Origin of the sequence: Bacillus sp. C28GYM-DRY-1, from assembly GCF_030519405.1 — a bacterium.
Classification (GTDB): domain Bacteria; phylum Bacillota; class Bacilli; order Bacillales; family Bacillaceae; genus Bacillus; species Bacillus spizizenii_A.
Genome location: NZ_JAUMKF010000009.1, coordinates 50,849 through 72,128, shown reverse-complemented (window position 1 = coordinate 72,128; position 21,280 = coordinate 50,849). Strand labels below are relative to the sequence as shown.

General features: G+C 44.8%; 18 protein-coding genes and 1 pseudogene. 15 read left to right on the top strand and 4 right to left on the bottom strand.

Annotation, left to right across the window (positions count from 1 at the left end; all coding sequences use genetic code 11):
• The first annotated feature begins 1 nt into the window (after window position 1).
• The 5 genes from bioB to Q3W56_RS10600 all read left to right on the top strand — a co-directional run bounded on the left by bioB (window position 2) and on the right by Q3W56_RS10600 (window position 5,693).
• The gene (gene bioB / locus Q3W56_RS10620; RefSeq protein WP_019715427.1) at window positions 2-1,009 is read left to right on the top strand and encodes a biotin synthase BioB; all 1,008 of its coding nucleotides are present in this window, start codon (window positions 2-4) and stop codon (window positions 1,007-1,009) included.
• A 67-nt stretch (window positions 1,010-1,076) separates the two neighbouring features.
• A complete protein-coding gene (bioI, locus tag Q3W56_RS10615; RefSeq protein ID WP_302895444.1) occupies window positions 1,077-2,264 on the top strand; it encodes a biotin biosynthesis cytochrome P450 in 1,188 nt (395 codons plus the stop codon).
• 77 nt (window positions 2,265-2,341) lie between these two features.
• Entirely contained in the window at window positions 2,342-3,103 is a 762-nt protein-coding gene (locus Q3W56_RS10610; protein WP_302895443.1) for an NAD-dependent epimerase/dehydratase family protein, read from the top strand.
• A gap of 210 nt (window positions 3,104-3,313) precedes the next feature.
• Complete coding sequence (locus tag Q3W56_RS10605) at window positions 3,314-4,174, top strand: carbohydrate ABC transporter permease (protein ID WP_080010351.1); 861 nt, start codon at window positions 3,314-3,316, stop codon at window positions 4,172-4,174.
• Window positions 4,175-4,196: 22 nt separating this feature from the next.
• Window positions 4,197-5,693, top strand: a complete 1,497-nt coding sequence (locus Q3W56_RS10600) for an extracellular solute-binding protein (RefSeq protein WP_302895442.1) — start codon at window positions 4,197-4,199, stop codon at window positions 5,691-5,693.
• Between the two features lie 42 nt (window positions 5,694-5,735).
• On the opposite strand, the gene Q3W56_RS10595 is transcribed toward Q3W56_RS10600, so the two are convergent.
• A complete protein-coding gene (locus Q3W56_RS10595; RefSeq protein WP_302895441.1) occupies window positions 5,736-8,051 on the bottom strand; it encodes a helix-turn-helix domain-containing protein in 2,316 nt (771 codons plus the stop codon).
• Window positions 8,052-8,266: 215 nt separating this feature from the next.
• Here Q3W56_RS10595 and rmgP point away from each other — a divergent pair, with 215 nt between their 5' ends.
• The 6 genes from rmgP to Q3W56_RS10565 all read left to right on the top strand — a co-directional run bounded on the left by rmgP (window position 8,267) and on the right by Q3W56_RS10565 (window position 13,099).
• Complete coding sequence (rmgP, locus tag Q3W56_RS10590; protein WP_302895440.1) at window positions 8,267-9,232, top strand: polygalacturonan/rhamnogalacturonan ABC transporter permease; 966 nt, start codon at window positions 8,267-8,269, stop codon at window positions 9,230-9,232.
• A gap of 7 nt (window positions 9,233-9,239) precedes the next feature.
• Window positions 9,240-10,361, top strand: coding sequence for an unsaturated rhamnogalacturonyl hydrolase (gene rmgQ, locus Q3W56_RS10585; RefSeq protein WP_302895516.1), 1,122 nt, complete (start codon window positions 9,240-9,242; stop codon window positions 10,359-10,361).
• Window positions 10,358-10,861, top strand: coding sequence for a lipoprotein YteS (locus Q3W56_RS10580; RefSeq protein WP_080010345.1), 504 nt, complete (start codon window positions 10,358-10,360; stop codon window positions 10,859-10,861). Before rmgQ ends, Q3W56_RS10580 begins: the two co-directional genes overlap by 4 nt.
• Window positions 10,862-10,872: 11 nt before the next feature.
• Entirely contained in the window at window positions 10,873-12,159 is a 1,287-nt protein-coding gene (locus Q3W56_RS10575) for a Gfo/Idh/MocA family oxidoreductase (protein ID WP_302895439.1), read from the top strand.
• A gap of 21 nt (window positions 12,160-12,180) precedes the next feature.
• Window positions 12,181-12,849, top strand: a complete 669-nt coding sequence (locus tag Q3W56_RS10570; protein WP_302895438.1) for a YesL family protein — start codon at window positions 12,181-12,183, stop codon at window positions 12,847-12,849.
• Between the two features lie 67 nt (window positions 12,850-12,916).
• Window positions 12,917-13,099 carry a sporulation protein Cse60 gene (locus Q3W56_RS10565; protein WP_003223398.1) on the top strand — a complete coding sequence of 61 codons (183 nt, stop codon included), beginning with the start codon at window positions 12,917-12,919 and terminating at the stop codon, window positions 13,097-13,099.
• A gap of 36 nt (window positions 13,100-13,135) precedes the next feature.
• On the opposite strand, the gene opuD is transcribed toward Q3W56_RS10565, so the two are convergent.
• Window positions 13,136-14,671 (bottom strand): glycine betaine transporter OpuD, encoded by a 1,536-nt coding sequence (gene opuD, locus Q3W56_RS10560; protein WP_302895437.1) that lies wholly within the window; start codon window positions 14,669-14,671, stop codon window positions 13,136-13,138.
• A 190-nt stretch (window positions 14,672-14,861) separates the two neighbouring features.
• Window positions 14,862-16,124, bottom strand: coding sequence for a BaiN/RdsA family NAD(P)/FAD-dependent oxidoreductase (locus Q3W56_RS10555; protein ID WP_302895515.1), 1,263 nt, complete (start codon window positions 16,122-16,124; stop codon window positions 14,862-14,864).
• Between the two features lie 204 nt (window positions 16,125-16,328).
• Here Q3W56_RS10555 and murJ point away from each other — a divergent pair, with 204 nt between their 5' ends.
• Complete coding sequence (gene murJ, locus Q3W56_RS10550) at window positions 16,329-17,963, top strand: lipid II flippase MurJ (protein ID WP_302895436.1); 1,635 nt, start codon at window positions 16,329-16,331, stop codon at window positions 17,961-17,963.
• Between the two features lie 63 nt (window positions 17,964-18,026).
• Window positions 18,027-18,746, top strand: coding sequence for a pseudouridine synthase (locus Q3W56_RS10545; RefSeq protein ID WP_302895434.1), 720 nt, complete (start codon window positions 18,027-18,029; stop codon window positions 18,744-18,746).
• Between the two features lie 122 nt (window positions 18,747-18,868).
• Here Q3W56_RS10545 and Q3W56_RS10540 read toward each other — a convergent pair whose 3' ends face one another.
• A complete protein-coding gene (locus Q3W56_RS10540) occupies window positions 18,869-19,090 on the bottom strand; it encodes a DeoR family transcriptional regulator (RefSeq protein WP_003152337.1) in 222 nt (73 codons plus the stop codon).
• Between the two features lie 291 nt (window positions 19,091-19,381).
• On the opposite strand from Q3W56_RS10540, the pseudogene Q3W56_RS10535 reads away from it, so the two are divergent.
• Together Q3W56_RS10535 and Q3W56_RS10530 are read left to right on the top strand one after the other, a co-directional pair.
• Window positions 19,382-20,091: pseudogene (locus tag Q3W56_RS10535) on the top strand (ABC transporter ATP-binding protein).
• A complete protein-coding gene (locus Q3W56_RS10530) occupies window positions 20,088-21,245 on the top strand; it encodes an ABC transporter permease (RefSeq protein WP_302895433.1) in 1,158 nt (385 codons plus the stop codon). The pseudogene Q3W56_RS10535 and the gene Q3W56_RS10530 overlap by 4 nt, the downstream one beginning before the upstream one ends.
• Window positions 21,246-21,280 lie beyond the last annotated feature (35 nt).

Genomic DNA, 21,280 nt, shown 5'->3' with positions numbered 1-21,280 from the left:
AATGAATCAATGGATGGAACTCGCAGACCGGGTGCTTGCTGGAGCAGAAGTGAGCGACGAAGAGGCGCTTTCGATATTAAACTGTCCAGATGAAGAGATTTTGCTATTAATGCATGGGGCTTTTCATATCAGAAAACACTTTTATGGAAAAAAAGTAAAGCTCAATATGATTATGAATGCGAAATCAGGACTCTGTCCCGAAAACTGCGGCTATTGTTCACAGTCCGCAATTTCAAAAGCGCCGATTCAATCTTACCGGATGGTGAATAAGGAAACGCTTCTTGAAGGCGCAAAGCGGGCGAACGACCTAAATATCGGCACATATTGCATCGTGGCAAGCGGCAGGGGGCCGTCCAACAGAGAAGTGGATCAGGTCGTAGACGCGGTGCAGGAAATTAAAGAGACTTATGGACTGAAGGTTTGTGCGTGTCTCGGACTGTTAAAGCCGGAGCAGGCAAAGCGGCTGAAGGAAGCCGGAGTAGACCGCTATAATCATAATTTGAATACGTCACAGAGAAACCATTCCAACATCACGACTTCACATACATACGATGACAGGGTCAAAACGGTTGAAATGGCAAAGGAATCAGGGCTGTCTCCGTGTTCAGGCGCCATTATCGGAATGAAGGAGACGAAACAGGACGTCATTGATATTGCAAAAAGCTTGAAGGCTCTTGACGCGGATTCCATTCCGGTGAATTTTTTGCATGCGATTGACGGGACGCCGTTGGAAGGCGTCAACGAATTAAACCCGCTGTATTGTTTAAAAGTGCTGGCGCTGTTCCGTTTTATCAATCCGTCAAAAGAAATCCGCATTTCCGGAGGAAGAGAGGTCAATCTCCGCTCATTACAGCCATTAGGGCTTTATGCCGCTAACTCCATTTTTGTCGGAGATTACTTAACAACTGCAGGACAAGAGGAGACGGAGGACCATAAAATGCTGAATGATTTAGGCTTTGAAGTCGAATCTGTTGAAGAAATGAAGGCCAGTTTAAGTGCGAAAAGCTGAAAGAATCAATAAAAGCAATCGGTTGATGTCGATTGCTTTTAATTTTTAATAGAGAGGAAAGGCACACATGACAATTGCATGTTCAACGGCATCTTCTGAGTTTTTGAAACATCCATATCCTTTTTACGAAACATTGCGGACTGTTCATCCTATATATAAAGGGAGTTTTCTAAAAAACCCGGGCTGGTATGTCACAGGATATGAAGAAACGGCAGCTATCCTGAAAGATGCCAGATTCAAAGTCCGGACTCCGCTCCCTGAGACGTCAATCAAATATCAGGATCTTACACATGTACAAAATCAGATGATGCTGTTTCAGAATCAGCCTGATCATAGACGATTGCGGACGCTGGCCAGCGGAGCGTTTACTCCGAGAATGGCAGAGAGCTATCGTCCGTATATCGATGAAACTGTCCATCACTTGCTTGATCAAGTGCAAGGTGAAAAAAAGATGGAGGTGATTTCGGACTTTGCTTTTCCTTTAGCGAGCTACGTCATAGCTAACATGATAGGTGTACCGGCAGAACATAGGGCGCAATTAAAAGAATGGGCTGCAAGTCTTATTCAAACGATTGATTTTACCCGGTCAAGAAAGGCATTAACGGGGGGCAATCATATCGCTGTACAGGCTATGGCATATTTTAGAGAGCTGATTCAAAAGCGAAAACGGCATCCGCAGCAGGACATGGTCAGCATGCTCTTGAAGGAGAAAGAAAAGGATAAGCTAACGGAAGAGGAAGTGGCCTCTACATGCATATTGCTTGCGATCGCCGGACATGAAACAACGGTCAATCTCATCAGCAATTCAATCCTTTGTCTGCTGCAGCACCCAAAACAGCTTTTGGAGCTAAAAGAAAACCCAGATCTTATTGCGTCCGCAGTTGAGGAATGTTTACGCTTTGAAAGTCCTACGCAAATGACAGCCAGAGTGGCGTCTGAAGATATTGATATTAGCGGGGTGACGATTCGTAAAGGGGAACAAGTCTATCTGCTGTTAGGGGCTGCCAATCGAGATCCAAACAAATTCACGCGCGCTGATGTCTTCGATATCACCAGAAGCCCTAATCCGCATCTTTCATTCGGGCAGGGCCATCATGTTTGCCTAGGATCCTCACTTGCACGATTAGAAGCACAAATGGCGATTCATACCCTTCTGCAGCGAATGCCCGGTCTCAAGCTCGCTCATTCTGAATGGCGGTACCGGCCTCTTTTTGGTTTTCGGGCGCTTGAGAAGCTGCCGGTGACTTTTGAATAAACCAGAGCATGTGAGTGCCAAAAAAAGTGTCAGCCCCGCCGAAAATGGGCAATCTATAAAAAAGGGGAGTGAACACAGTGAAAAAAGTGCTGATTGCCGGCGGAAATGGTGTGATTGGGAGACTACTGACGGAAGGGCTTACTTCAGATTATGAAGTGACAGTGCTTGATAAAGATCATTTTGATGGCACAGCCTCTTCCATTCAGGCTGATGCGGCAAATTATGAGGAGCTGTTAAAGAAAATTCCGAAAGATACCGATGTGATTTTGAATCTATTGGCTGTCAAAATAAAATACGATGTCATGGACATCGCTGAATTCGAGAAAATGACGGATGTTTTCTATAGGGCAAGCTATTATCTGTGCCGCGCAGCAGCGGAGCTCGGCATTCCAAAGCTCGTGTTCGCCAGCAGCAATCATGTCACAGATGTATACGAAAAGGACGGGCGTTCTCTCTTAGGACGGGAAATCACAACAAGCGATTATCCGTTGTCCAAAAACTTGTACGGTGTTTTAAAGCTGACCTCGGAACAGATCGGCCATTTATTTTATTTGGAAAATAAGCTTTCAGTGATCAATCTTCGAATTGGAACAGTCGTCACAGATGAAATGGATACGCTGCATGAAAAAGAACGGACGAAAAAAACACTGCTTTCCCACCCCGATCTGCTGTCGATTTTTAAAGCTGCCATTGAAACCAATATCCGGTACGGCACTTATTACGCCGTCTCTGATAATCCGGGCCGGCCATGGTCGATTGAATCCGCTGTGAATGAACTTGGATTTTCGCCGCAAATCAATACGGCCGAGCTTCTGAATGAGGAAGAGAACGGAGCATAATCATTTTCTAAGATGATGCTCTTTTTCTTTTTTCATCGGTTTTAATCCACGCCAGCCCCCCCGCCGTGCCGGGGCTCTGTTTAAATGATTATAGACATGGCAATCACAGATTTGCTACATTTTAGACACGATATCGTCACATGCTGCAGCTCGTTTAAAAAAGAATGACAACGCTTACAAAAAAGAGAGGTGGGGGCTATCGCACATTCACTGAAAAATCGCCTGTTTGATATTTTGATTTACGGGTTTTTGCTGATGTTCGCTTTAATATGCGTACTTCCGTTTATTCATGTCATCGCGGCATCTTTCGCCACAGTAGAAGAAGTCGTGTCGAAGAAATTTATTTTAATACCGACCACTTTTTCGCTTGATGCTTATCGTTACATTTTTTCAACAGATATTATTTATAAGAGTTTGCTTGTTTCTGTGTTTGTGACAGTGATAGGCACTGCGGTCAGCATGTTTCTTTCGTCACTGATGGCTTACGGGTTATCCCGCCGTGATTTAATCGGCCGGCAGCCGCTCATGTTTCTCGTCGTATTTACGATGCTCTTCAGCGGCGGTATGATTCCGACGTTCCTTGTCGTCAAATCGCTTGGATTGCTCGATTCTTACTGGGCGCTCATTTTGCCGACAGCCATTAATGCCTTTAACCTGATCATTCTCAAAAACTTCTTTCAAAATATCCCGTCAAGTTTGGAAGAGTCTGCGAAAATTGATGGGTGCAATGATCTGGGCATTTTCTTTAAAATTGTGCTGCCGCTGTCTCTTCCTGCGATCGCAACGATTTCACTATTTTATGCGGTTACGTATTGGAACACGTACATGACTGCGATCTTGTACTTAAATGATTCAGCAAAATGGCCGATTCAGGTGCTTCTGCGCCAAATCGTGATTGTATCAAGCGGGATGCAGGGGGATATGTCAGAAATGGGGTCGGGCAGCCCGCCGCCTGAGCAAACCATTAAAATGGCCGTGATTGTGGTGGCAACCATCCCGGTTCTGCTCGTCTATCCTTTTATACAAAAGCATTTTGCAAAAGGAGCTTTGCTGGGATCTGTCAAAGGATAAACAATATGAATGGAGGGGTACGATGGGAAACAAATGGAGAGTGCTTTTGATTGTGCTAATACTTGCACTTGGCGGAGTGCTGGCGGGCTGTAAAGGGGCTGATCAGTCTTCGGCTGAAGGCAAAGCTGACTCGAATTCAAAGGTGAAGCTGTCTTGGATGGCGATTTTGTATCACCAGCAGCCACCGAAAGACAGGGCGATTAAAGAAATTGAAAAGCTGACAAATACTGAACTGGACATCACCTGGGTACCAGACGCGGTGAAAGAAGACAGGCTGAATGCAGCGCTTGCAGCCGGCAATCTTCCGCAAATCGTAACCATCCAGGATATTAAAAATTCGTCAGTCATGAATGCCTTTAGATCAGGAATGTTCTGGGAGATTGACGATTATATCAAAGATTATCCGAACTTAAACAAAATGAACAAACTTATTAAAAAAAATGTAACGATCGACGGCAAGCTCTACGGGATATACAGAGAACGTCCGCTTTCCAGACAGGGGATCGTCATTCGGAAGGACTGGCTGGATAATTTGAATTTGAAAACGCCGAAAACACTGGATGAGCTTTATGAAGTGGCCAAAGCATTTACGGAGGATGATCCGGATAAGAATGGGAAAGACGATACATTTGGGCTGACAGACCGCAATGACTTAATTTACGGGGCATTTAAAACGCTCGGCTCTTATGAAGGCATGCCGACAGATTGGAAGGAATCAGGCGGCAAATTCACGCCTGATTTCATGACGCAGGAATACAAAGACACAATGAACTATATGAAAAAGCTGCGTGACAACGGCTATATGAATAAGGATTTTCCTGTCACAAGCAAAACCCAGCAGCAAGAGCTGTTTTCTCAAGGAAAAGCCGGCATCTACATTGGGAATATGGTAGATGCGGTTAATCTGCGCGACCATGCCTCTGATAAATCGATGAAGCTTGAAATCATAAACCGCATAAAAGGCCCGGATGGGAAAGAGCGGGTGTGGGCATCGGGAGGGCATAACGGCTTGTTTGCTTTTCCAAAAACGAGTGTGAAAACGGAAGCTGAGCTTAAACGGATTTTGGCGTTTTTTGACCGAATTGCCGAGGAAGACGTCTATAGTCTAATGACCTACGGCATTGACGGTGTTCATTACAACAAAGGAGAGGGCAAAACGTTCACACGCGAAGAAAGCCAAGTGAAAGACTGGCAGACTGATATTCAGCCGCTGTCCGGCTTAATCGCCATTGATAAAGCTTACTTAAAAAACACTGGGGATCCGCTTCGGACGGCGTACGAGGAGCTGACTGAAGACAATGAAAAGATCATCGTCTCAAACCCTGCTGAAAGCCTGTATTCCGCTGCGGAGTCGGAACGGGGAGATGAACTGAAGAAAATCATCGATGACGCGACCTATAAATATATGATTGGAGACATCACAGAAAGCCAGTTTGATAAAGAAGTGGAAAAATGGAAGTCAAGCGGCGGAAATCAAATTATTCAGGAATACGAGGAAGCGTTTAAAGAATCAAAATAATACTGGAAAAACCCAAAACCGCTTGCGTGTTTTGGGTTTTTTTTACATGCTTCTTTTTTGCTGGCGGTAGTTTCCCGGTGTAATCCCCTCCAGCTTCTTAAATGACCTGATAAAGTTTTGTGAGTTTTTGTATTTCAGCTTTTCAGCAATGTCTTTCACTGCCATATCGGTTTCGGCAAGCCAGCTTTTCGCCATATGGTGGCGGTAGCTGGAGACATATTCGCTGAATGAAATGCCCATTTCTTTTTTGAAAATGCTGCTTAAATAGTTTGGATTGTAATGCAGCCTGCGGGCGATTTCGTCAAGTGTCAAATCGGATTCAAACTCATGGTGGATGATATGAATAATGTTGTCGGAAATATTTTTGTACTGGGCACCCGCACGGGCGTTCACTTTGTCTGTCATTGGATGAATGAACTCATTCTTGAGCCAGTTTTCGGTATCCTCAAACGTTTTCAGTTCAAAAATTTGGTCATACAGCATTTTGTTTTCTTCAAGCTCAAACAATTCGATCCCGAGCACATGCATTAACTCAATCACATGGTTCAAAAAGCGGGCGATTGCGATTTGAAATTGATACGGGTTGGTGTTTTGGGTGAAAATAGCTTGCAAAATCGCGTGCAGGCATTTGTCCGCTTTCTCCTTGTCTCCCGCTTTTACGGCATCGAACAGCTCATGCTGAAGCTGCTTTGGAAAATGGGTTTTGAAGGTTTTTTTCTGGTCAAGGTCTTCGTAAAAGATAATCGATTTGTTTTCCGCTTTGAGCCGGTATTTCAACGCTTCTGAGCCTTCCGCATAGGCTGTTTTCGCTTTGGTGAGCGCATCAAACGGCTGGCTGATGCCGATGCTGACAGACAGCTGCAGCTCAGCTTCCGCTTTTTCCTGAATCATTCTTGCAGCCTCTCTCAGCTCAGCCAAGAATTCTTCCTTTGTCCCGTTCTGGTTGATCAAAATGGTTGCTTGCTGTTTGTCCACAACAGCGGGTGCAAGATGTTTGTCTGCCGGAATGTTTCGCTCAATCAGGCTGTTGACGGCGAACAAAAGCAAATCCATATCTTTTTTCTCATAAGGCGTATGATTCAGCGTATCAATTTGAAGCACAAGCAAGGCGAGATGCCGCCAATTTTGCTTTAAACCAAGGCTTTCAAAACGATTATTGACCTCCTCATCCGTTAGTTTTCCAAGCATGAGCCTGACCATAAAATATTGCTGCAGGTGAGTTGCCTGCTGTTTCATCGTTTCTTCAAGGTCGTCATTTCTGTTTTTTAACTGCTTAAAGCTCTGTTCAATTAACTCAAATTCATTTAGAGGCGCCTGTTTCTCTTGTATGGCGCCATGCCTTGCAAATGATTCGTAAAGCACTTTGATCGGCTTGTAAAAATGGCGTGAGCCAAGCCAAGAGAACAGTAATGAAAGCGCTAACAAAATAAAGCATACCGTAAAAGTGATCCAGCCAATTGACTTGGCCTCTTTTTTTAATTCAGGCAAGGAGACGAGAGAGAAATAAGTCCATGTGTTATAGTCAGATTTTTGATAGGTGACTTTATAATGAATCCGATCAATAACTGTTTCAAATTGACCGCTAATGGCGGTCTGCGAAAGCATTTTTTGGACAAAGTCGTCGTTTTGAAGAGATTCACCGATGTCAGACATGTTGTTATGCAGGATGATGCGGCCTTTTTCATCAATGATAAACAGGTTGTTGGCGTTTGAATAGTCAGGCATGTTTTTGACAAGCGAACAGCTCGGGATGCTTGCGGCGGCCAATCCCTTCGTATTAGTGCTGTTTAGAGGAAGCTGTTTAATCAAATTGATATTGTAGCGGCAGTTGTCTGATGTGCCTTCTTTTGTTGAAATCAAATGATTGTTTTCTTCAAGCGTCCAATACGAGCGGCTTGCTTTGTGTTGCGTGTACGCTGCTGATGCTTCATGAAGGGAGTCTGTATTCAAACGATACAAGCCGGAATTGTTCATATACCATTTTTTCGCATAACTCACTAGCGTCATGTTGGACAGGTCGGTATCAAAACTTTGCAGATAGTTGAGTTCTTGGTTTACTTGGTTATAAATTTGAAATTGGTCAGAGTGCAAAGGCTCGGACAGTGTGCGAAGGAGAGGCGGCGAACTCACATAGTGGGTTAAAGAGTGATCAACGGTTTTCAAAATATGCTCAATGCTTTGCTGGGTCTGCTGAAGTGTGTCGAGTTTTTCCTCCGAAACATTGGAGATAGCTGTTTTCTTAGAGTGCTCGTACGAAAACAATCCGACCAGAATGACCGGAATGGTGCTGAGCAGACAGAAAAACGTGATGAGTTTGTAATAAAACTTGTATTGGCTTCTTTTCATAAAACCCCCCATTTCATAACATCCACTTCATCATAATACAATTAATCCAAAGATTGATAGATATTGTCAATAATCATTTTCTAATATCGGTGTCTTTTTTTCAGGTGGAACGGCTGAAGCCTTGTTCATAAAGGGATAAGGCAGGATGTGATCATATGATTGTAGACGGACTTTTGCCTGCTGCGCTACAGTGAATGCAAGAACCCGTGAAAGGAGGCTTGGAAAAGATGAAAACAGCAGAAGCGCAAGCAACGGCTGTTGAGGCAGTCATTTTAAAAAAAGAAAAAAGAAAGCGCTTACTAAGCAAGCTTATCCAACAGAAATATTTGTACTTAATGATTTTGCCGGGGTGTATTTATTTTTTGCTTTTTAAGTATCTCCCAATGTGGGGAATTGTGATTGCGTTTCAGGATTATCAGCCGTTTCTCGGCATTTTGGGCAGTGAATGGGTCGGGCTGAAGCATTTTATCAGGCTGTTTACAGAGCCTACATTTTTTCTCCTGTTAAAAAACACGCTCGTGTTATTTGCTTTGAATCTGGTTATATTTTTCCCGGTGCCGATTTTGCTGGCGCTTCTATTAAACGAGGTGCGGATCGCTCTCTTTAAAAAGTTTGTTCAGACACTGATTTATATCCCGCATTTTATGTCTTGGGTCATTGTTGTATCGCTTTCGTTTGTACTTTTAACGGTAGACGGAGGATTGATTAATGAACTGATTGTGTTTTTTGGCGGCGAAAAAATCAATTTTCTGCTGAACGAAGATTGGTTCCGGCCCTTGTATATTCTGCAGGTCATTTGGAGGGAAGCGGGCTGGTCGACGATCATTTATCTGGCGGCCATTACAGCGGTTGACCCCCAGCTGTATGAAGCGGCAAAAATGGACGGAGCGGGACGGCTGCGGCAAATGTGGCATATTACGCTGCCCGCCATTAAAAGCGTTATCGTCGTTTTGCTGATTCTGAAAATCGGAGACACGCTGGAGCTTGGCTTCGAGCATGTGTATTTGCTGTTAAACGCGACAAACAGGGAAGTGGCGGAAATTTTTGATACGTACGTTTATACTGCAGGGCTGAAACAGGGCCAGTTCAGCTACAGTACAGCGGTCGGCGTGTTTAAAGCTGCGGTCGGGCTGATTTTGGTCATGCTTGCGAATCGTTTGGCGAAGAAATTTGGCGAGGAAGGAATCTATTAAGAAAGGAATGGGATCAATGGATCAATCAATCGCTGTAAAATCGCCTCTTACGTACGCGGAGGCATTGGCAAAAACCATTATGAACAAGTACACAGTGGAGGAGCTGCCGCCTGCAAACCGCTGGCACTACCATCAGGGTGTTTTCTTATGCGGTGTATTGCGGCTGTGGGAAGCAACCGGGCAAAAGCGGTATTTTGAGTATGTGAAGGCTTATGCAGATCTTTTAATCGATGATTATGGCAATCTATTATTCAGAAGAGATGAGCTTGACGCTATTCAAGCGGGTCTTATTCTTTTTCCATTATACGAGCAAACCAAGGATGAGCGGTATGTCAAAGCGGCAAAGAGGCTGCGGGGCTTGTATGGGACACTGAACCGGACGTCTGAGGATGGCTTTTGGCACAAGGACGGCTATCCTTATCAAATGTGGCTTGACGGTTTATACATGGGCGGGCCGTTCGCACTGAAGTATGCGAATCTGAAGCAGGAGCCGGAGCTGTTTGATCAGGTCGTGCTCCAAGAGTCGCTAATGAGAAAGCATACGAGGGATTCAAAAACCGGACTCTATTATCACGCTTGGGATGAAGCGAAAAAAATGCCTTGGGCCAATGAAGAGACAGGCTGTTCACCGGAATTCTGGGCACGTTCCATCGGGTGGTACGTCATGTCTCTTGCTGACATGATTGAAGAGCTACCGAAAAAGCACCCAAACCGTCACGTGTGGAAAAAAACGCTGCAGGACATGATTAAAAGCATCTGCCGCTATCAAGACAAGGAGACGGGGTTATGGTACCAGATCGTTGATAAGGGCGACAGGTCCGATAACTGGCTGGAAAGTTCAGGATCCTGTCTGTACATGTACGCAATCGCGAAAGGAATCAATAAAGGATATCTAGACAGAGCATACGAACCAACCCTGTTCAATGCGTATCAAGGTTTGATTCAGTATAAAACCGAAACGACAGCCGACGGTGCGTTTCTCGTCAAAGATATTTGTGTCGGAACGTCAGCCGGTTTTTATGACTATTATGTCAGCCGGGAAAGAAGCACAAACGACCTGCACGGGGCCGGCGCGTTTATTTTGGCCATGACAGAGCTGGAGCCTCTTTTTAGGTCAACGGGGAAATGACAACAAGTATACGTACGGCTTTGTGTGTGATCGTTTCATTGCTCTTTTTGGCATCATGCTCAAGCAGGCCGGACGGAATGCATGTCATCCTCTTTTCTGATATGCAGGCAGGCGTACAGAAAAACATCAAAGAGGCTGCTGAGCAGAAGGCCGGGAAGGTTGATATCTTTCCAGCCTTTCCGGAAAAACTGCTGACTGAAATCACCGCTCACGAGGGAGATGTTTTCATCGTGCCTGAAGACATGTTTCAAGCGTACGATGATCCGGAAAATTTTCAGCCGTTAGACGGCTTACGATTGGAAAAAACATCTCCTTATACAACGGTTAATAAAAAAACAGGAGAGAAAACGGTCTATGCCGTTCAAATCAAAAAAGGGAAAAAACAGCTGAATGGCTATTCTTTTCAATTGAATCGAGATATGGCGGCGTTTATCCCTGTGTATGCTAAAAAAACAGAGGAAGCGCTGCAGCTGATTTCTCAACTAACTGAAGCCCGATAGAGGTGAGGACATTGAAGAACATCGTCATTTGCGGATTGAGCAGCAGAGCTCTCAGTATGTTTATCAAACCGCTGATGGAGCGGTTTTCAACACATTATGAGATTACAGGGTTGCTGGATGCAGATCCGAAACGTTTTGCCGTATGCAAGAAGAAGTTTCCAGAGCTTGCCCACGTACCGGAGTACAACGAAGATGCATTTGATGAGATGATGCGCGTTTCAAAGCCTAATATCGTCATTGTGGCAGGCAGGGATGACACACATGTCACATATATCTTAAAAAGCCTTCAGTGGGATACGGATGTGATTACAGAAAAACCAATGGTGACGACGGTGCAGGATGCGAATCGGGTGCTTGAGGCTGAGGCGAAAAGCAAAGGGAAAGTCACCGTCACGTTTAACTATCGCTATAGCCCGTTCCATCGGAAAATAAAAGAAATGATTCTGGACGGAAAAATAGGCAGGATAACCTCTGTTGATTTGAATTGGTATATTGATACGTATCACGGCGCCAGCTATTTTAAACGCTGGAACCGGTCAAGGCCACTTTCCGGCGGTCTTTCTGTCCATAAATCAACACACCACTTCGATCTCGTTAATTGGTGGCTCGGGCAAAATCCAGCAGAGGTATTTGCTTACGGCGCCCTGAATTACTATGGGCCGGACAGTGAGTGGAACCCGCTGCCGGAAGAAGACGGGCGTTTTTGCGGGACGTGCCGGGTTAAAGAAAGATGCCTTTACTATTCAAGATGGCATCCCCGCTCCTCTAAAGCCTTTGTTAAGGATGATCATCTCCAAGCGGGAGACCAGTCCAGCTTATATACCGCATACAGGCCTGACGCGTGTATTTTTGACGAAGAGATTGACATCGAAGATACGTACGTGGCGGCTGTCAAATATGACGGCGGCGCGCTTTTAAGCTACTCAATCCTATTTTCCGCCCCGTATGAAGGCTACCGGCTGACGATCAACGGCACAAAAGGGCGTATCGAATCAAATGAATTTCACGAGCCTTCCAGAATTCCGTTTGCTTTTCCTGAGCAGACGATTGAATACTATCCGCTATTTGAATCAAAGCAGACGATACAAGTAGTCAAAAATGAGGGAGGACACGGCGGCGGCGATCCGCTTTTGCTTGAGGATCTTTTTTTAGGAAGAGACCCGCTGCGCCGCTATGACATTTTAGCCGGGGCTGAAGCAGGAGCCTACTCCATCGCGGTTGGTGAGGGGATGTGGCGCTCGGTTGCCGAAAAGAAGCCAATCGACATTAAAAGGCTTTTACAGATGCAAAATGTATAATGCGGAAAAGGAGGGGCCGCCGTGGAGCATGATGGTTCAATGGGGCGGGTGTTGCGCTTTTGCGAGTGGATCATGAGATTGGCGTATACAAACTTGCTTTGGTTGGTTTTTATGTTGCTCGGTCTCGGTGTGTTTGGCGTCATGCCCGCGACCGCGGCTTTATTCGCTGTCATGCGGAAATGGATTCAGGGCCAGGACAACATTCCAGTGTTAAAAACGTTTTGGCGGGAATACAAGGCTGAATTTTTTCGTTCAAATCTGATTGGCGCTGTATTGGCGGTCATCGGATTGATCATTTATATCGATTTGGCCTTTATTTATCCGAGTCATTTCCTTCTGCATGTTCTGCGCTTCGCCATTATGATATTTGGGTTTTTGTTCGTATCCATGCTTTTTTATGTGTTTCCGCTGCTTGTCCATTTTGACTGGAAAAAACGTCTATATGTGAAGTTTTCGCTCTTGCTCAGTGTGGCGTATTTACAATATACGCTCGTCATGCTTGCGCTGACTGTCGCTCTCTTTTTCTTGCTTGCATACCTGCCCGGCATTGTCCCTTTTTTCAGCGTCAGCCTGATCAGCTACTGTCATATGCGAATTGTTTATGCCGTGCTGCTGAAAGTGGAGCAGCAAGACGGTGTGGCGCAGAAGAAACACCATACACGGAAAGCTTTTTATCCGGAGGCGAGGTGATCATCATTTCTCTATCATAACGCTGTTCCAAACGGAATAGATTGATAGAGAAAGGAGAGCGGATAAGATGCTGAAGGTGGCAGTATTTGACGAAGAGCATGAAAAAGACTTGCAGACGGAAATCAATTCATTTTTAAAAGGGATATCGGAGGAGCAGCTAATTGATATCAAATATACGGTTTCGGCGGCGTGTGACCCAGACGGTGAGCAGCTTTACTGTTTTTCCGCCCTTATTTTATATCGCAAATAAAAAGATCTTTCCGCAACTGCGGAAAGATCTTTTTTGTTAATATGCCTTCTTCACTCTTGGACTTCTCGGTTTGTCGATTTTCTCTGCTTTTTTAATCTCTTTCCGTTCTTTTGAGAGCGATTTATAGAGTGAGACAATCATCAGCAGGATGACGATAGAAAAAGGAAGCGCTGCTAGGATCGCTGTATTTTGCAAAGCGGAAAGCCCGCCGGTATACAAGAGGACAGCAGCCACGGCAGATTGAATGATGCCCCAGCTGAATTTTACTGAATTGTCCGGATTCAATGAACCGTATGTCGTCTGCATGCCGAGCACAAATGTTGCAGAGTCAGCAGATGTAATAAAGAACACAGCGATCAGGATTAATGACAAAATAGATGTCACCATCGACAGTGGATAGTGGTCAAGTGTTCCAAACAGCATCGTTTCAGTTGACAGTTTTGCTACATTGAATGTGCCGTTCTGCTGGAGATCCATAGCCGATACGCCAAAGATAGAGAACCATAGGAACGCGAGAATACATGGTGTTACCAAGACGCCGATCAAAAATTCACGAATCGTCCGCCCTCGGGATACCCGGGCGATGAAAATGCCGACAAATGGAGACCAGGAAATCCACCATGCCCAATAGAAAATTGTCCAGCCGTTAATCCATTCACGTTTCTCAAGTTCGTACGGCGTCAGTCTGAAGCTCATTTGCACGATGTTTTGTATATACTGTCCGATAGAATCTGTAAAAGAGTTCATAATCAATACAGTGGGGCCAGCAAACAGCACAAACAGCATTAACAGTCCAGCCAATACCATATTGGAGTTGCTCAAATACTTCATGCCTTTTCCGAGTCCGCTCCACGAAGAAACCAAGAAAAGGATCGTAACAACTGCTATTAAAATAAATTGAACGAGAAAGTTATTTGGTATCCCAAATAAGTAATTCAATCCGCCATTGATTTGAGTTGCCCCGATACCAAGGCTTGTCGCTACCCCGGCAACTGTGGCAAAAACAGCGATACAGTCAATCAGTTTTCCGATCGGGCCGTTCACTTTATCGCCGAGAATCGGTGTCAGCGTACTGCTGATTAATCCCGGAGCGCCTTTTCGGAATTGGAAATAAGCGATACATAATGCCACAACGGCATAAATGGCCCAAGCGTGCAGACCCCAGTGGAAAAACGTATAACGGAGCGCATCTCTGAAGGCTTGGGGGGTTTCTGTTTCACCTGATGGAGAGCTAATTGCGTAATGGCTGATCGGTTCAGCCGCACCATAGAATACCAAGCCGATTCCCATGCCTGCGCTGAACAGCATGGCAAACCATGATAGCAACCCGAATTCCGGTTTTTCATCGGGCCTACCGAGTTTAATTTTCCCAATCGGGCTGAAAATCAAAAAGAGACAGAACCCGACAAATAACGAAACAACTAAAAGATAATACCAGCCAAACGAATTGGTGATAAAAGCTTGCGCGGATTGGGATACGTTTTGCAGGCTGACAGGAGACACAACGCCCCACAATACAGCAGCAGCTGTGATCACAATCACAATCCAAAATACACTAGATATATTTTTCAAATATTCTCACCCTCTAAATTTTTTGTGTACGCCTATATCTTGCTCGCAGGCTTAGTATGGTCGTACGATGGCAGATCATTCCTCTCTTAAAATTACCCCGCAATCAGGTGAAACAAAACAAGTCTCACCCTACCATGAATGCGGAGAATTTTCAAATGTTCAGCGTTTTGTAAAAATTTGAAAAGGCTGGTCAAGCGCGGGCAAAGCGACCGGCATTGAACCCCGCAAGCCTTCCTGTTACAAGGGCTGAGGTAATATTGTATCCTCCTGTGTAGCCATGGATATCCAGAATTTCACCACAAAAATAAAGGCCCTCCATTTTTTTAGAAGCCATCTTTTTCGGATCAACTTCTTTTACAGAGACACCCCCTCCTGTGACAAATGCCTTATCAAGAGACAGTGTGCCGTTTGCGAGAACGGTAAACTGCTTGCAGTCCTTTACAAATTGTCTGAAAGGGTCCTTCGGCAGCTCAGAAAATGATACGTTCGGAGAGATGCTGTTTTTTTCGAGCAAGAATAAGAGATAGCGCTCCTGCATCCAAGGTTTCAGCACGTTTTTAATGGCTTTTTTCGGTGCTTCCTTCATTTCTTTATACATCTTTTGGAATAGTGTTTCTTCATTGATATCTGGATACAAATCAATTCTGATTGGCACTTGCGGCTGTTTTTTCAGCTCTTTCACGACAAATTGGCTGCATCTGAGAATGGCGGGTCCCGAGAGGCCGAAATGGGTGAACAGCATGTCCATTTTATGTGTGATGATCGGTTTGCCTTTTTTATTTAACACACTGACAGCAACATCTCTAAGTGATAATCCTTGAAGTGTTTTTTGCTTAATGAACGGTTCGGCAGAAGTGACGGGAACCTCTGTTGGAAACAGCTCTGTTATTGTATGCCCAGCGGCTTCAGCCCATTCATAGCCGTCTCCTGTGCTTCCGGTATGAGGCACGCTTTTACCGCCGACAGCGATAATGACTGACTGACTATGAATTATTTCGCCGTTATTCGTCACAATCCCTGCTGCTTGCCCATCTTCATAGATGACAGATTTAATTTTCTCGTTCGTTCTAATGGTTACGCGGAGCTGTTTCAGCCTGTTTAACAGCGCGTCAACGACGCTTTGGGCTTTGTCTGTTACAGGAAACATCCGGCCGTGATCTTCTTCCTTCAATTGAATGCCGAGATTTTCAAAAAACTTGATAATGTCTTCATTGCTAAATTCAGAAAACGCACTGTATAAAAAACGCCCGTTGCCGGGGATGTGCTTAATTATTTCCTCTACAGGAAGTCGGTTCGTCACATTGCAGCGGCCGCCCCCGGAAATCGCGAGTTTCCGGCCTAATTTATTTCCTTTATCTATCAGCAAAACATCTGCGCCCTGTTCACCTGCTGCAATCGCAGCCATCAAGCCTGAGGGGCCTCCGCCGATTACGATTACGTCGTATTGTTTCATCTTTATCATCAACTTTCTTTATCCGTTTCGTGTTCGAACACCTTGTCCGCATTACTATTATAGCGAAAGAAAGCCTCTCCTTAAACGTCTTTTGCCGCGAACCTGAATGTTCACCAGATTGCTTTTGTATTTATTACCGTCTAAATGCCCAGTTGTGGTAAAATAGAAAAGTTGAATCTTCGTAGAAAATGGTGATGAAGAAACATGTCAAGCAAACTGTTAAGAGGCACGTTTGTATTAACGCTCGGTACATATATATCGCGGATTCTGGGAATGGTCTATTTAATTCCCTTCAGCATTATGGTCGGGGCGACAGGCGGTGCATTATTTCAATACGGATACAACCAATACACTTTATTTTTGAATATTGCTACGATGGGCTTTCCGGCCGCTGTTTCTAAATTTGTTTCCAAATATAATTCCAAAGGGGATTATGAAACAAGCAGAAAAATGCTAAAGGCGGGCATGTCAGTTATGCTCGTCACTGGAATGATTGCCTTTTTCATTCTGTATTTATCCGCTCCGATTTTTGCGGAAATATCGCTTGGGGGCAAGGATAATAACGGCGTGACAATTGATCATGTCGTTTATGTCATTCGCATGGTCAGCTTAGCGCTTTTGGTCGTGCCGATTATGAGCCTTGTCCGCGGATTCTTTCAAGGGCACCAAATGATGGGACCGACAGCTGTTTCCCAGGTCGTTGAACAAATTGTCCGCATCATCTTTTTACTGAGCGCGACATTCTTAATTTTGAAGGTTTTCAACGGCGGCCTTGTGATCGCCGTCGGTTATGCAACCTTCGCAGCGCTGATTGGCGCCTTCGGAGGACTGATCGTGCTGTATATTTATTGGAACAAACGGAAGGGCAGCCTGTTGGCGATGATGCCGAATACGAGGCCGACAGCAAACTTAAGCTACAAGAAAATGTTTTTCGAGCTGTTCAGCTATGCCGCTCCGTACGTTTTTGTGGGACTAGCCATCCCTTTGTATAACTATATTGATACAAATACGTTTAACAAAGCGATGATCGAAGCCGGCCATCAAGCCATCAGCCAGGACATGCTGGCGATTCTTACCCTGTATGTACAGAAGCTCGTGATGATCCCGGTTTCCCTTGCGACGGCTTTCGGGCTGACATTAATTCCAACGATTACTGAATCGTTTACAAGCGGAAACTATAAGCTGCTGAATCAGCAGATCAATCAAACGATGCAGACGATCCTGTTTTTAATTATTCCGGCTGTTGTCGGGATCTCTCTACTGTCAGGACCGACGTATACGTTCTTTTACGGATCAGAGAGCCTTCATCCTGAGCTGGGGGCAAACATCCTGCTTTGGTATTCGCCAGTTGCGATTCTGTTCTCATTATTTACGGTCAACGCAGCCATTCTGCAGGGCATCAACAAACAAAAATTTGCGGTTGTCAGCCTTGTGATCGGCGTCGTGATCAAGCTTGTGCTGAATGTTCCGCTGATCAAGCTGATGCAGGCTGACGGCGCGATTTTAGCGACAGCGCTTGGATATATTGCTTCACTTTTATACGGATTTATCATGATTAAGCGCCATGCAGGCTATTCGTATAAGATATTAGTTAAACGGACTGTTTTGATGCTGGTCTTATCAGCCATTATGGGTATTGCCGTGAAAATCGTACAGTGGGTATTAAGCTTCTTTATTTCCTACCAGGATGGCCAGGTGCAAGCTGCGATCGTTGTGGTGATTGCGGCAGCTGTTGGCGGAGCTGTTTATCTGTATTGCGGCTACCGGTTAGGATTTTTGCAGAAAATATTAGGCCGCCGTTTGCCGGGGTTCTTAAAGAGAGGCAGACATGCTGGCTGATGAACAAGATTGAAACTGAGAGCTCGCAGCTGCGGGCTTTCTTTTATAAAGGAGAGATCGGGTATGAGACTTGATAAGCTGCTTGCCAACAGCGGATATGGTTCCAGAAAAGAAGTCAAAGCTGTTGTGAAGGCGGGTGCCGTCATGGTCGACGGTAAACCGGCAAAAGATGTAAAGGCGCACGTTGATCCTGATACGCAGGAGGTTACTGTATACGGGGAACCGGTTGATTACCGCGAGTTCATTTATCTGATGATGAATAAGCCCCAGGGAGTGCTGTCGGCGACTGAGGACAGCCGGCAGCAAACAGTGATCGATCTGCTGACGCCAGAGGAGATGAGATTTGAGCCGTTTCCCGCCGGCAGGCTTGATAAAGATACAGAGGGCTTTTTGCTGCTTACAAATGACGGCCAGCTCGCACATCGGCTCCTTTCGCCTAAAAAGCATGTTCCCAAAACGTATGAAGTCCATTTAAAATCACAGATTTCACCGGAAAACATCTCTGATCTGGAAACGGGTGTCTACATTGAAGGCGGCTATAAAACAAAGCCGGCAACAGCGGAAATCAAAGCCAACGACAATGGCAATTCCGTAGTTTACCTGACGATTACAGAAGGAAAATACCATCAGGTCAAGCAAATGGCAAAGGCTGTCGGCAATGAAGTCATTTATCTGAAGCGGCTTTCGATGGGTCCAGTTTCCTTGGATCCCGCTCTGGCGCCGGGAGAATATCGTGAGCTTACAGAAGAAGAGCTTAAGAGGCTGAATGAGCCGCAAGCATGAAAAAATCCCGCATTTCGATGCGGGATTTTTTATATTTATAAGCACACAAAAACAAGGCTCAGACGTTTCTGCGCCCTATATCTATCAGGCCGCTCACAGGCGGCCCTATGTAATTTTTCAATTTATGAGGTAATCTTTACTTTCTTTCTCGTTGTCTCCCACTTGCCACGGCTTGGACTATGAACAAGATCATTATATGCCAACACATTTAAGTCTCTTTGAATTGTTCTAGGTGTAATGCCGAATTCGTCAACCAGTTCCTGTGTTGTCACAAGACCTTTTTCTTGGATAAACATGTAAACTGATTTGATTCGAGTTAGCATACGGTTTGTTGAAGGTTTCAAAAAACCACTCCCTATCATAAGATCGGATGGACTTGACTAACCACAACTCACGACTATCAACTGCGTACGAAATAGCAACAAAGGCAGACATCTGTAATCTTTATAAAATAATTCGCCCTCATTATACACGATATCGCAGTGATGAATCTAGGGATAACTCCTATAAATTTTTTCCAATTTGAGTTGGGCAGCCATCCTTGTTGGATAACTATGTATTTCGACACAATATTATTATAGTTAAAGAAACTTTTTTTATTCTGTTTCGTAGTAAATTTTGGAGGTGGGTGAGATTTGACAAAATTGCTTGAAGCTTCAATAGAACAGGCAGGGTATACAAGCCGAAAAAAAGTGCTCACCAATGTTTTTTTGGAAGTTGGAAAAGGAGAGCTAGTCGGTCTGATCGGAGCTAACGGCGCCGGAAAAAGCACCGCAATCAAGGCCATTCTGGGACTCTCAGAAGACTTAAAGGGCATATTGCCTGGAACGACTGTTCATTTGCGTATATTCCGGAGCATCCGTCCTTTTACGAAGAACTGACGCTGTGGGAGCATTTGGATCTGATCAGCACGCTCCACGGTATTGAGGAAAGTGAATTTGCGCATCGGGCCCAAAGCCTGCTGGAGACGTTTTCGCTTCATCATGTCATGCACGAGCTGCCAGTCACCTTTTCAAAAGGCATGCAGCAAAAACTGATGCTTATCCAGGCTTTTCTCTCTAAGCCGGATATATATGTGATTGATGAACCATTTATCGGTCTTGATCCGATATCGACAAAACGTTTTGTGGACATGCTTAAGGCAGAAAAAGATCGAGGAGCCGGCATTCTCATGTGTACCCATGTACTCGATACCGCCGAAAAAATCTGTGACCGGTTTTACATGATTGAGAATGGTTCTTTATTTCTCCAAGGCACGTTAAAAGATATTCAGGGCGAGACCGGATTAGAGGGACAATCATTGCTTGACTGTTTTTATCAGGCGGTCCAAGGTGATCGGCCATGAACGGGCGATCGCTCTTTTTTCGAAGGCTGTTTGACTATTATAGATATCAGTTTAACGTATTCCATGCGGTCATTGACTGGACAGTCGCCCTCTACATTGTTTTGCCGGCGGTTGCTTTTGTCATCTATCAGTATATTGATTTGATGAACGGAAGAGGCCTTTTTTATGAGTGGTCTGAAATGATGGGATGGAGATGGCTGTACGCTGTGTGTGTGCTTATCTTGTGCACAGGCTCAATCCATACGTTTTTAATGGAAGCAGACAAAGTGTTTTTGCTGCAAAAGAAAGAGATAATCTATTCACTCAAGCGGTACGCGCTGGTGTATACTTTTTTGGTCACGCTGGTCAAATGGCTGCTGCTCTTTTTCATTGTCCTTCCCTTTATCAGTCATTCTGTTCACGTCACATCGGCAGAAAGCGCTGCTCTATTGTGTTACATGTTTGGCCTTCATACAATTTTTTTATCCTTAAAGCAAGATAGGATCAGAAAGCCGCGTTCCATTTCGGGACGGATTGCCGAAATTCTTTTCAGAGCCGTTCTTTTCTCTGGTTCTGCTGTCCTGATCGTATTCACTGAGCGGCGTTTGCTTGCGTTCATTGGCATTTTGTTTTTGATTTTTGCATTCGTCCGCGGTTGGAAAAAGACAGCTTCGATATCGGCTTTTGAAGCGGAGGTAACTGAAGAGAAGAAAAGCAGGCTTGCGCTTGCCGGGCTTGTGATGATGATGAGCCAGGAGGCGGGAATCCCGAAAGTGAAGGACAGGTTGAGAAGGAAGCCATTATTATACCGGAATTCAAAAAGGATATATAAAAGACGAACGATCATGACTGGCTATAAGGAATTGTTTTTTAAAGTTATGCTGAGGAATGTTGAGTATACGAGGCGGATGTGCATGCTGTTGTCAGCATTCATCATCTTAATTTTGATGTCCCCGATCTGGCTGAAGGTGATTGCACTGCTGGTGTATACAGGAGTTTGCTATTATATCCTTACGCTTATCTTTGACAAAGTGATGGACGCGCCTATTTTAATTGGAGCCCATAAGGAAAGTGATGAGTATTACCGAGCCAGAAAAAGCTGTATAAGCACCCTGCATTATGCATTTGTCGCCTGCTGTTTTGTAGCGGCCGTTGTTTCTTTATTGTTTACATAAAAAACCCAAACGTCAGACGTTTGGGTTTTTGCATG

What these genes read in the sequence shown, in the direction of transcription:
- bioI (WP_302895444.1), top strand. Translation starts at nt 1,077, where the DNA reads ATGACAATTGCATGTTCAACGGCATCTTCTGAGTTTTTGAAACATCCA.
- rmgP (WP_302895440.1), top strand. Translation starts at nt 8,267, where the DNA reads ATGAAAACAGCAGAAGCGCAAGCAACGGCTGTTGAGGCAGTCATTTTA.
- bioB (WP_019715427.1), top strand. Translation starts at nt 2, where the DNA reads ATGAATCAATGGATGGAACTCGCAGACCGGGTGCTTGCTGGAGCAGAA.
- Q3W56_RS10555 (WP_302895515.1), bottom strand. Translation starts at nt 16,124, where the DNA reads ATGAAACAATACGACGTAATCGTAATCGGCGGAGGCCCCTCAGGCTTG.
- Q3W56_RS10530 (WP_302895433.1), top strand. Translation starts at nt 20,088, where the DNA reads ATGAACGGGCGATCGCTCTTTTTTCGAAGGCTGTTTGACTATTATAGA.
- Q3W56_RS10545 (WP_302895434.1), top strand. Translation starts at nt 18,027, where the DNA reads ATGAGACTTGATAAGCTGCTTGCCAACAGCGGATATGGTTCCAGAAAA.
- murJ (WP_302895436.1), top strand. Translation starts at nt 16,329, where the DNA reads ATGTCAAGCAAACTGTTAAGAGGCACGTTTGTATTAACGCTCGGTACA.
- Q3W56_RS10600 (WP_302895442.1), top strand. Translation starts at nt 4,197, where the DNA reads ATGGGAAACAAATGGAGAGTGCTTTTGATTGTGCTAATACTTGCACTT.
- Q3W56_RS10565 (WP_003223398.1), top strand. Translation starts at nt 12,917, where the DNA reads ATGCTGAAGGTGGCAGTATTTGACGAAGAGCATGAAAAAGACTTGCAG.
- Q3W56_RS10595 (WP_302895441.1), bottom strand. Translation starts at nt 8,051, where the DNA reads ATGGGGGGTTTTATGAAAAGAAGCCAATACAAGTTTTATTACAAACTC.
- Q3W56_RS10580 (WP_080010345.1), top strand. Translation starts at nt 10,358, where the DNA reads ATGACAACAAGTATACGTACGGCTTTGTGTGTGATCGTTTCATTGCTC.
- rmgQ (WP_302895516.1), top strand. Translation starts at nt 9,240, where the DNA reads ATGGGATCAATGGATCAATCAATCGCTGTAAAATCGCCTCTTACGTAC.